This window comes from Cupriavidus cauae (assembly GCF_008632125.1).
Classification (GTDB): Bacteria; Pseudomonadota; Gammaproteobacteria; order Burkholderiales; family Burkholderiaceae; genus Cupriavidus; species Cupriavidus cauae.
In genome coordinates this window covers 94,738-105,541 of record NZ_VWRN01000003.1, presented here as the reverse complement: position 1 = coordinate 105,541, position 10,804 = coordinate 94,738, and the positions used below count along the sequence as shown (strand labels likewise).

The following is a 10,804-nucleotide window of genomic DNA, read 5'->3' as shown; positions in this document are numbered from 1 at the left end:
CGCGGCGCTGTCCGCGACACCGGCCGCTGCCACTACCACTGCCACTGCCACTGCACCGGCAGCGTCAGCGGCGACGCGCGCGGCACGGCCGGCCGCGCTGCCGACAACCGCCGCACGCGAGGAATCGCAGGCCGAACGCATCGCCCGCATCGAGGCCACCGCCTCGCGGCTCGCCAGGGCACGCGCCGCCGCCCCGGCGGGAAACGACGGCACCGGCGCCACCGGCGGCAAGCCGGCCGCACTGAACTGAGCGCCACGCAAGGAGAACGCCATGAACCAGCCTTTGCAATCGTCCCGCCTGCGCGCGCGCGGCCGCCCCGCGGCCCTGCTCGCCGCCCTGCTCGCCGCGCCGCTGCTCGCGGCCTGCATCAGCACCACGCCGATCTGGGACAGCCGCTTCGGCCAGTCCGTCAATGCGGTCAAGCAGGCCCAGATCATCAATCCGAATGCGCCGGCCGGCATGCCTTCGCTGACCGGCGTCGACGGCAAGGCCGCGGTGGCCGCGATGGGCAATTACGACCGCTCGCTGCAACGCCTGTCGCCCGCCGGCGCCTATGGCAATGGCGCCGGCATGCAGGGCGGCATCGGCATGTCGGGCGGCATCGGCACGCGCTGAACGCGGCCGATGCAGGGGCGCAAGCCATTTCGCCAAGCCATGGAGGAACCCATCATGAAGCCGAACACAGCGGGATCGCGCATGCGCCGGCGAACCGCCATGCGGCAGCGCCAGCAGGGTGCGGTCGCGATCGTCGTCGCGCTGGCGCTGGTGGCGATGGTGGGCTTCCTCGGCCTGGCGCTGGACCTGGGCAAGCTCTACGTGGCCAAGAGCGAGTTGCAGAACGGCGCCGATGCCTGCGCGCTGGCGGCGGCGCGCGACCTGACCGGCGCCACGCCGCTGGCGGTGTCCGAGGCGGCCGGCATCACCGCCGGCTATCGCAATCTGGCGCTGTTCCAGAGCGAGTCGGTGCAGTTCACCGCCGACAGCAGCGTGACCTACAGCGACGCGCTGGCCAACCCCTTCTATCCGAAGAACAGCGTGCCCTATGCGCTGGACACCATCAAATACGTCAAATGCGCGGCCTCGCGCGCCGGCATCGCCAACTGGTTCGCCCAGGTGCTGAACCTGCTGCCGGGTGGCAGCGTAGGGCCGAGCACGGTGTCCTCGTTCGCGGTGGCCACCGTGGGCGCCGCGCAGACGGCGTGCGCGATCCCGGTGTTCGTCTGCAAGCCCGACACCATCAGTCCGCCCGAACCACCCTACACCGTGGGCCAGTGGCTGGTGTCCAAGCTCGACGCAGGCAACAAGGGCGAGTATGGCGGCGGCAATTTCGGCTGGGCCGACCTGGCGGGCGGCAGCGGCACCAAGAGCCTGGCCGAGCAGCTCAAGGGCTCGGGCCAGTGCAACCTGCCGGCGCTCGGCACCGAGATCGGCACCACCGGCAACAAGTCGTCGCTGGCGGACGAGTGGAACAGCCGCTTCGGCATCGTCAAGGCCGGCAAGGTCGCCGGCGTGCCCGACTTCACCGGCCACGCCTACAACGACACCACCTGGCCCGCCAAGGCCAATGCCTATCCGGACTTCACCGCCAGGCGCAAGACGTTTGCGCCTTACCAGGGCGACAGCATCGCGATGATCGATACCAAGGGATCGCCGTCCAGCACCGCCGCGCATCAGGGCGGCGCCGACCGGCGCATGGTGCTGGCCCCGGTGGTCGACTGCAGCGGCTTCGCTGTGTCGGGCACGCACAAGGCCAGCGTGCTGGAGTGGGCCTGCCTGCTGATGATCGAGCCGATGCAATGGGGCGGCAACATCAACTCGGTGCGGCTCGAATATCGCGGCGTGTCGAGCTCGATGGGCAGCCCCTGCGCGACGCAGGGCATCCCCGGACTCGGCAGCGGACCCGGCCCGCTGGTGCCGGTCCTGGTGCAGTAGCGGCCGGCCACATCGACAAGCGACAGGAGGCCATCGTGAAGACGCCGATCCCCCGCTCCGCTGCCGGCAATGCGGCGGGCCATGGACCGCGCCACAACCTGCGCGGCGGTCCGCGCCGACTGCGCCGCGCCGGCGCACGCGAACGCCAGCGCGGCGTGGCCGCCGTCGAGTTCGCCATCCTGTTGATCCCGTTGCTGCTGATGCTGTGCGGCGTCGCCGAATTCGGCCGCGCGATCTACCAGTACGACGCGCTGACCAAGGCCACGCGCGGCGCCACCCGCTACCTGTCGCAGTTCTCGCCCGACGACGCCGGCTACCCCGCCGCGCAGGCCAAATGCCTGGCGGTGCATGGCAATACCGGCTGCACCGGCAGCCCGCTGGTCGGCGGCCTGAGCACGTCGATGGTGGTGATCTGCGATCGCGTCGACGCGGGTGGGTGCCCGGGCATGGCCTTCGCCAACGTCAATACCTACGACAACGGCGGCGGCGCCGGCGTGCCGGCCGGCACCGTCAACCTGGTGGCCGTCAAGATCACCGGCTTCGCCTATACGCCGATCCAGCCGCTGATCGATGCCAGCGGGCTGGTGTTCTCCGATGTGATGACCGTGATGAGGCAAGTGCTATGAATCCCGCTGTCCGCCCATCCGCACCGATGGCATCGCCATATCGGACGACATATCGGACGACACGTCGGCCGCCACATCGGTCGCCACACCGCACGCCAGCGCGGCCGCCAGTGGGCGCACCGCGGCCTCGCGCGCGCCAGCGCGGCGCCACCGTGGTCGAGTTCGCGATCGTCGCGATGCTGTTCTTCACGCTGCTGATCGGCGTCGTCGAAATGGCCCGCGTGCTGTTCCACTGGAACACCGCCAGCGAAGCGACACGCTGGGGCGCGCGCATGGCCGTGGTCTGCGATGCCAATGCCGCCATCATCAAGACCCGCATGGCGGCGCTGATGCCGCAGCTGTCGCCGTCGAACATCGCGCTCGACTACGAGCCCGCCGGCTGCGACAGCGATCCCGATACCGCGCGCGCGAGCTGCGCCAGCGTGACGGTCCGCGTCACCGGCCTGACCGTGCGCACGCTCGTGCCGATGATTCCGATGACGCTGCCGGTGCCGCCCTTCGCCACCACGCTGTCGCGCGAAAGCATGAACAGCGCGACCGGCGGGCCGGTCTGCAGCTGAACGTGGGCAAGCATTGCCGCGCCCGCCGCGGCGCACAGGACAACGAACAGGAGAAGCCGTCATGCTGACGATTCTGATCGCCTCCGAGCAAACCGAACGGCTGGCCGAAATCGCGCGGCTGTGCGCGCAGTGCGGGTCGTTCCAGACGCTGGCGCTGAGCGAGGCGCCGGCGCGCATCGCGTCGCATGCGAGCCAGCTGGCGCTGGCCGACATGCTGGTGATCGCGCACGACAGGATAGGCCCGGCGCAGATGCAGGGCATCGAGACCATGCGGCAGCAGCATCCGGAGCTGCCCTGCATCCTGGTCACCGATGCGGTCGAGCCCGAGCTGCTGATCCAGGCGCTGCGCACCGGCATCCGCGACGTGCTGGCGTGGCCGCTGGAGCAGAACCAGCTCGGCGACGCGCTGCGCCGGCTGCAGGCGGCCAGCACGCAGCGGCGCCGCCGCAGCGCGCGGCTGGTGTCGCTGCTGTCGTGCAAGGGCGGCGCCGGCGTCAGCTTCCTGACCGGCAACCTTGGACATGCGCTGGCCGCCCAGGGCAAGCGCGTGCTGGCGCTGGACCTGAACCGGCAGTTCGGCGATCTGGTCCACACGATCTGCGACCGCACGCCGCCGGCGACGCTGCCCGACGTCTGCGCGCAGATCGACCGCATGGATGCGGCCTTCCTCGAAGCGTGCCTGACGCCGGTGGCCGAGGGCTTCGACGTACTGGCCGGCGCGGTCGATCCGATCAAGGCGGCATCGGTGCGCAAGGAACAGGTCGAATGGATCCTGTCGCTGGCGCTGCCGCACTACGACTTCGTGCTGGTCGACGCCGGCCAGGCCATCGATCCGGTGTCGATCGGCGTGCTGGACCGCAGCGACCGCATCGGCGTGGTGCTGCAGCCGACCATCGCGCATGCCCGCACCGGCCGGCGCCTGCTCGACATCCTGCGGGCGCTGCACTACCCCGACGACAAGGTGCGCCTGCTGCTGAACCGCGACGACCGCCGCAACGAACTGGACCGCGCCGCGCTGGAGCAGATCTGCGGCACCCCGGTCTGGCAGGCGCTGCCCGAGGACGCCGCCGCGGTGAACGCGGCGATCAGCCACGGGGAGCCGGTGCTGGGGATGCACCGGCGCAGCGCCATCGCGCGCGCGCTGCAGTCCCTCGCCACGCAGCTGGCCGCGGCCGAGCCGGAACCGCGCGCGGGCGGCGAGCCGTTGTCGCTGCGCCGGCTGCTGCTGCGGGTCAAGGCGGCGTGAGCGCGGTAACCCTATCGCTTCGTCGTACGCCACCTCGCCGCGCGCGCCCACACACCACACGCACCCACCTCTCGAGCCGGAGACCGCCATGTCGATCCGCGAACAACTGTCGAACGCCAGCCCGGGCTTCGCCGCCCTGCCCGTCAACGGCCACCCGGCCGCCGCGCTGCCCGTGGGCAGCGGCTATCGCGCGCTCAAGCGCGCCGTGCACGAGACCGTGCTCGAGCGCGTCGAGCTCGAGCGGCTGGCCCGCATCCCGCTCGAGCAGGTCCGGCACGAGATCGGCCTGCTGGTGGGCGCCATCGTCGACGAGGACAAGGTGCTGCTCAACGACGCAGAACGCCGGCAGCTGATCGGCGAGATCTACGACGAAATGTTCGGCTTCGGCCCTCTGGAGCCGCTGCTGCGCGACCCCACGGTGTCCGACATCCTGGTCAATACCGCGCGCCAGACCTATGTCGAGCGGCGCGGCAAGCTCGAACTGACGGACATCACGTTCTACGACGACGCCCACCTGATGAAGGTCATCGAGAAGATCGTCTCGCGCGTCGGGCGCCGCATCGACGAGACCAGCCCGATGGTCGATGCGCGCCTGCCCGACGGCTCGCGCGTCAATGCGATCATCCCCCCGTCGGCGATCGACGGCCCGCTGCTGTCGATCCGCCGCTTCGCCGTCAATCCGCTGCAGATCGCGGACCTGATCGCGTACCACAGCCTGACGCCGCCGATGGCGCAGCTGTTGCAGGCACTGGCGCACGCCAAGGTCAATCTGGTGGTGTCGGGCGGCACCGGCAGCGGCAAGACCACGCTGCTGAACATCGTGTCGGGCTTCATCCCGGCCGACGAGCGCGTGGTGACCATCGAGGACGCCGCCGAGCTGCAACTGCGGCAGCCCCATGTGCTGCGGCTGGAAACGCGCCCGCCCAATATCGAGGGCAAGGGCGAGATCACGCAGCGCTCGCTGGTGCGCAACGCGCTGCGCATGCGGCCCGATCGCATCATCCTCGGCGAGGTGCGCGGCGCCGAGGCGCTCGACATGCTCAATGCGATGAACACCGGGCACGAGGGGTCGCTGACCACCATCCACGCCAACACGCCGCGCGATGCGCTGACACGGCTGGAGAACATGGTCGGCATGGCGGGCATGAACGTGCCGCCGAAAGCGATCCGGCAGCAGATCGCCTCGGCCATCACGGTGATCGTGCAGGCCGCGCGCCTGACCGACGGCAGCCGCAAGATCGTCAGCATCCAGGAGATCACCGGGATGGAGGGCGACGTGATCAACATGCAGGAGATCTTCACCTTCCAGCGCACCGGCGTGGGACAGGACGGCACCGTGCGCGGCCACTTCCGCGCGACCGGCGTCTATCCGCGCTTCGCCGAGCGGCTGCGCGTCTACGGCGTGGGGCTGCCCGACGAGACTTACGATCCCGCGCGGCGTTTCGAGATCTAGCACCTGCCGGACTGACGGAGAGCGATCATGGACCTTGGCCGATTCGGGCAACTGGGGCAACTGGGGCAATTGGGACAACTGGGACACTACGCGCTGTACGCCTTCGGCGTGCTGCTGTTCATCGCGGTGGTGCTGGCCATCGAGGCCGTCTACCTGTGGTGGAACAGCCATCATGGCGCCTCGGCCCGCCGCATCGACGCGCGCATCCGCGCGCTGTCGGCCGGCGGCCAGCTCGGCCGCGAGCAGATGTCGATCCTGAAGGAGCGGATGCTGGCCGGCAGCCCGCGGATGCAGCGCCTGCTGATGCGGGTGCCGCGGGTAGCGGCGCTGGACCGCTGGCTGCAGCAGTCGGGCAGCAGCTGGTCGGTCGGGCAACTGCTGGGCTTCAGTGCCGCGAGCCTGCTGATCGCGTTCGCCGCGCTGTCGCTGCTGCCGCTGCCGTTCTCGCTGGCGGCCGGCGGCGCGCTGCTGGCCGCCGCGCTGCCATGCCTGCGCACGCTGGCGCAGCGCCAACGGCGCCTGAAGCGCATGGAGGCGCAGCTGCCGGACGCGATCGACATGATCAGCCGCTCGCTGCGCGCCGGGCATTCCTTCGCCGGCGCGCTCGGCACCGTCGGCCAGGAGATGAAGGCCCCGCTCGGTCCCGAGTTCCGCCTGGCCTTCGAGGAGATCAACTACGGCGTCTCGCTCGACGATGCGCTGACCAGCCTGGCGATCCGGGTACCGGTCGGCGATCTGCGTTATTTCGTCATCGCGGTGCTGATCCAGCGCGACAGCGGCGGCAACCTGGCCGAGGTCCTCGACACCATCAGCCGCCTGGTGCGCGAGCGGCTCAAGCTGTTCGACAAGATCCGCGTGCTGTCCGCGGAGGGCCGGCTGTCGGCATGGATCCTCGGCCTGCTGCCGTTCGGCACCGCCGGGCTGATCTCGGTGCTGAACCCCGGCTTTCTCGACGTGCTGTGGCAGGACCCGGCCGGCATCCGCATGGCCGGCACGGCGCTGGGGATGATGGCGCTGGGCGTGCTGTGGATGCGCAAGATCATCCGCATCCGGGTATAGGAGGAATCATGCAAGCCATGCAGACACAACAATGGCTGTTGCTCGGCCTGGTGTTCGTCGCCGCCTTCGGCGCGGCGCTCGGCCTGATGCTGGTTTGTTCGCCGAACCGGCTGCGTGCGCGGCTGGAGCGGCTTGGCGGCGCCGGCACGGGCGCCGCGGGGACGGCGGGAACGTCGGCAGGCAACGACTGGGGCGCGCGGCTCAGCGAGTGGGCAAGGCCGGTGTCGCGCCTGGCGCTGCCGAAAGAGGGCTGGGAGAACTCGGCGCTGCGGGTGCGCTTCATGAACGCGGGCTGGCGCGGCGCCGCCGCGCCCACGCTGTACTTCGCCGCCAAGACCGTGCTGGCGCTGGCACTGCCGCTGGCGGCGCTGGTGGCGACGGTCGGCACGCCGCTGGCCAGCGACGGCGCACTGCTGGCGGTGCTGCTGATCGCGATCTGCGCGGTCGGCTACTACCTGCCCAACGCGCTGCTGGCGCGCCGGATCGCCCAGCGCAAGCGCGCCGTGTTCGAGGAGTTTCCCGATGCGATCGACCTGCTGACCGTCTGCGTCGAGGCCGGGCTCGGCCTGGACGCGGCGCTGATGCGCGTCGCCAGCGAACTGTCGCTGCGCTGCCCCGTGCTGGCGGGCGAGCTGGAACTGATGCTGCTGGAGATGCGTTCGGGCTTTTCCAAGGAGAAGGCGCTGTCCAACCTGGCGCTGCGCACCGGCGTCGAGGACGTCGAGCGCTTCGCCGCGATGCTGGTGCAGGCCGATCGCTTCGGCACCAGCCTGGGCGAATCGCTGCGGGTGCTGTCCGACATGCTGCGCACCAAGCGGCGGATGCTGGCCGAGGAACAGGCGGCCAAGATCGCGCTGAAGCTGCTGTTCCCGCTGATCTTCCTGATCTTCCCCTCGCTGCTGGTGGTGCTGCTCGGCCCCGCCTTCATCCAGATCGTGCGCGTGCTGCTGCCGACCATGACCGGACAGGGCGGATAACGCCGCCGGGCTTCGGCCCTCGGCTGGCCGCCATCACCCCAGGCAGTGCGGACAGCCTTTGCCCGGACCCGGTCCGGGCTTTTTCGCTGGGAGTCGTTCTGCCGCGCCGCGGCGCGGGAACCCGCGCACTTGACCGGTACCGCCGCATGCTGAACACTCCGAAGGCACAGGCCCATTGGAGGCCGGCTGGAGGCGGCATGAAGCTACGCGTTCTGAGCGATCTGCACCTGGAACACCATACCCCCGAAACGGTCCCCGACTGCGAGGCCGATGTCGTCGTGCTCGCGGGGGACATCGCCAACGGCCGCCATGGCATCGACTGGGCGGCGCGGCACCTGCGCGGGCCGATCGTCTATGTGCCGGGCAATCACGAGTACTACGACAGCACCTTCACCCGGGTCGATGCGCAAATGGCCGCCGCCGCGGCCGCGCATCCGCAGGTGCATCTGCTGACCGGCGGCGTGGCGGTGTTCGAACTGCCGGGCCAGGCGCCGGTGCGCGTGCTGGGCACGACATGGTGGGCCGACTACGCGCTGTTCGGCCGCGAGCGCATCGACGACGCGATGCAGGCCTGCGCCAGGGTGATGCTCGACCATCGGCTGATCTCGGTCGAGGACGACAGCGCGGACGACAGGGCGGACGGCGGCGCGCACGACAGCGCGGATGACAGCGCGGACGGTCGCGGCGGCCGGCACGGCGGCATCCGCCGCTTCACGCCCGCCGACGCGCTGGCGCGCCACCGCACCGAGTCGGCGTGGCTGGCCGGCGAACTGGACAAGCCCTTCGACGGCGCCACCGTGGTGGTCACCCACCATGCGCCGGACCTCGGCAGCCTCGACCCGCGCTATGCGCACGACCTCGCCTCGGCCGGCTTCATCTCGCGCCGGCCCGACCTGGTCCAGCGCGCCGACCTGTGGATCCACGGCCATACGCACACCAGCTTCGACTACCGCGTCGACCGCGCGCGCGTGGTCTGCAACCCCCGCGGCTATGTGCGGCGCGGCGACGGGGCGCTGGAGAATGCGAAGTTCGATTGGGGGTATGTGGTGGAGGTGTGAGGGTCGGTTGTGGTTCTCGCGGCCTTCTCTCGGGTTGGGGACAGGGAAGAGCCGCCGATAATCCCGCACCCGTCAGCCATCCCGACCGCCCCATACGCTCTGCCACGGCAAGGAAGGAAGCCCAAAACAAAAACCCCCACGGGCTTGCACCCGCGGGGGTTTCGACTGAAGCGACGACTCGCGCCGTCTCGGCAGTCTGGGCAGTCGGCCGAAGCCGACAGCCGGCGTGATTACATCATGCCGTCCATGCCGCCCATGCCACCCATGCCGCCCGGCATTGCCGGCGCCGACTCTTCCTTCGGCGTTTCGGCGATCGCGCAGTCGGTGGTCAGCATCAGCGATGCGACCGAAGCGGCGTTCTGCAGCGCGGTGCGGGTCACCTTGGTCGGATCCAGCACGCCCATCTCGACCAGGTCGCCGTACTCGCCGCTGGCGGCGTTGTAGCCGAAGTTGCCCTTGCCTTCGATGACCTTGGCCACGACGACCGAAGCTTCTTCGCCTGCGTTCAGCACGATCTGGCGCAGCGGCTCTTCCATCGCGCGCAACACGATCTTGATGCCGGCGTTCTGGTCGGCGTTGTCGCCGGTCAGGCTCGAGATCGCAGCGCGGGCACGCAGCAGGGCCACGCCGCCGCCCGGGACGATGCCTTCTTCAACGGCAGCGCGGGTGGCGTGCAGCGCGTCTTCGACGCGTGCCTTCTTTTCCTTCATTTCGACTTCGGTGGCGGCACCGACCTTGATCACCGCAACACCGCCGGCCAGCTTGGCCACGCGCTCTTGCAGCTTTTCGCGGTCGTAGTCCGAGGTCGCTTCCTCGATCTGGGCACGGATCTGCTTGACACGGCCTTCGATCGCGGCGGCGTCACCGGCACCGTCGATGATGATGGTGTTTTCCTTGCCGATCTCGACACGCTTGGCTTGACCCAGGTCTTGCAGGGTCGCCTTTTCCAGCGTCAGGCCGACTTCCTCGGCGATCACGGTACCGCCGGTCAGGATGGCGATGTCTTCCAGCATGGCCTTGCGGCGGTCGCCGAAGCCAGGCGCCTTGACGGCGGCGGTCTTCAGGATGCCACGGATGTTGTTGACCACCAGGGTCGCCAGCGCTTCGCCTTCGACGTCTTCGGCGATGATCAGCAGCGGACGGCTCGACTTGGCCACTTGCTCCAGCACCGGCAGCAGATCGCGGATGTTCGAGATCTTCTTGTCGAACAGCAGCACGAACGGGTTGTCGAGCTGGACGACTTGCTTGTCCGGGTTGTTGATGAAGTACGGCGACAGGTAGCCGCGGTCGAACTGCATGCCCTCGACGACTTCCAGCTCATCGGCCAGCGACTTGCCGTCCTCGACGGTGATCACGCCTTCCTTGCCGACCTTGTCCATCGCTTCGGCGATCAGCTTGCCGATCACTTCGTCGCTGTTGGCCGAGATCGCGCCAACCTGGGCGATTTCCTTGCTGGTCGTGGTCGGCTTGCTCAGCTTCTTGAGCTCTTCGACAGCCGAACCAACGGCCTTGTCGATGCCGCGCTTCAGGTCCATCGGGTTCATGCCGGCGGCAACGTACTTCATGCCTTCGCGCACGATCGACTGGGCCAGCACGGTCGCGGTGGTGGTGCCGTCACCGGCGTTGTCGCTGGTCTTGGAAGCGACTTCCTTGACCATCTGGGCGCCCATGTTCTGCAGCTTGTCCTTCAGCTCGATTTCCTTGGCGACCGACACACCGTCCTTGGTCACGGTCGGGCCGCCGAAGCTGCGCTCGAGCACCACGTTGCGGCCCTTCGGACCCAGGGTCACCTTGACCGCGTTGGCCAGGATGTTCACGCCTTCGACCATCTTGTGGCGAGCGCTGTCGCCGAACACTACGTCTTTAGCTGCCATGTTCTAGATCTCCAGAAT

The 10,804-nt window shown here is 69.3% G+C and carries 10 protein-coding genes and 1 pseudogene; 10 read left to right on the top strand and 1 reads right to left on the bottom strand.

From position 1 onward, the window contains the following. The 10 genes and pseudogenes from F1599_RS25715 to F1599_RS00880 form a co-directional block, all read left to right on the top strand. Positions 1 to 250 (top strand): annotated as a pseudogene (locus tag F1599_RS25715) (hypothetical protein); the annotation flags it as partial. A gap of 21 nt (positions 251 to 271) precedes the next feature. Then, positions 272 to 616: a hypothetical protein gene (locus tag F1599_RS00920; protein ID WP_150081756.1), complete on the top strand. Its 345-nt coding sequence runs from the start codon at positions 272 to 274 to the stop codon at positions 614 to 616. A 54-nt stretch (positions 617 to 670) separates the two neighbouring features. Continuing rightward, the gene (locus tag F1599_RS00915) at positions 671 to 1,933 is read left to right on the top strand and encodes a pilus assembly protein TadG-related protein (protein ID WP_223819414.1); all 1,263 of its coding nucleotides are present in this window, start codon (positions 671 to 673) and stop codon (positions 1,931 to 1,933) included. A 119-nt stretch (positions 1,934 to 2,052) separates the two neighbouring features. Next, a complete protein-coding gene (locus F1599_RS00910; protein ID WP_149317111.1) occupies positions 2,053 to 2,559 on the top strand; it encodes a TadE/TadG family type IV pilus assembly protein in 507 nt (168 codons plus the stop codon). 152 nt (positions 2,560 to 2,711) lie between these two features. Further along, positions 2,712 to 3,119 carry a TadE family protein gene (locus tag F1599_RS00905; RefSeq protein WP_262484840.1) on the top strand — a complete coding sequence of 136 codons (408 nt, stop codon included), beginning with the start codon at positions 2,712 to 2,714 and terminating at the stop codon, positions 3,117 to 3,119. A gap of 61 nt (positions 3,120 to 3,180) precedes the next feature. Next, positions 3,181 to 4,365 (top strand): AAA family ATPase, encoded by a 1,185-nt coding sequence (locus F1599_RS00900; protein ID WP_150081753.1) that lies wholly within the window; start codon positions 3,181 to 3,183, stop codon positions 4,363 to 4,365. 88 nt (positions 4,366 to 4,453) lie between these two features. Continuing rightward, the gene (locus tag F1599_RS00895; RefSeq protein ID WP_150081750.1) at positions 4,454 to 5,818 is read left to right on the top strand and encodes a CpaF family protein; all 1,365 of its coding nucleotides are present in this window, start codon (positions 4,454 to 4,456) and stop codon (positions 5,816 to 5,818) included. A gap of 27 nt (positions 5,819 to 5,845) precedes the next feature. Beyond that, positions 5,846 to 6,877: a type II secretion system F family protein gene (locus tag F1599_RS00890; RefSeq protein ID WP_223819412.1), complete on the top strand. Its 1,032-nt coding sequence runs from the start codon at positions 5,846 to 5,848 to the stop codon at positions 6,875 to 6,877. 8 nt (positions 6,878 to 6,885) lie between these two features. After that, positions 6,886 to 7,854, top strand: coding sequence for a type II secretion system F family protein (locus F1599_RS00885; RefSeq protein WP_190286270.1), 969 nt, complete (start codon positions 6,886 to 6,888; stop codon positions 7,852 to 7,854). A gap of 197 nt (positions 7,855 to 8,051) precedes the next feature. Further along, entirely contained in the window at positions 8,052 to 8,912 is an 861-nt protein-coding gene (locus F1599_RS00880) for a metallophosphoesterase (RefSeq protein WP_150081747.1), read from the top strand. Positions 8,913 to 9,142: 230 nt separating this feature from the next. On the opposite strand, the gene groL is transcribed toward F1599_RS00880, so the two are convergent. Further along, positions 9,143 to 10,786, bottom strand: coding sequence for a chaperonin GroEL (groL, locus tag F1599_RS00875; RefSeq protein ID WP_149316898.1), 1,644 nt, complete (start codon positions 10,784 to 10,786; stop codon positions 9,143 to 9,145). Between the last annotated feature and the right edge of the window lie 18 nt (positions 10,787 to 10,804).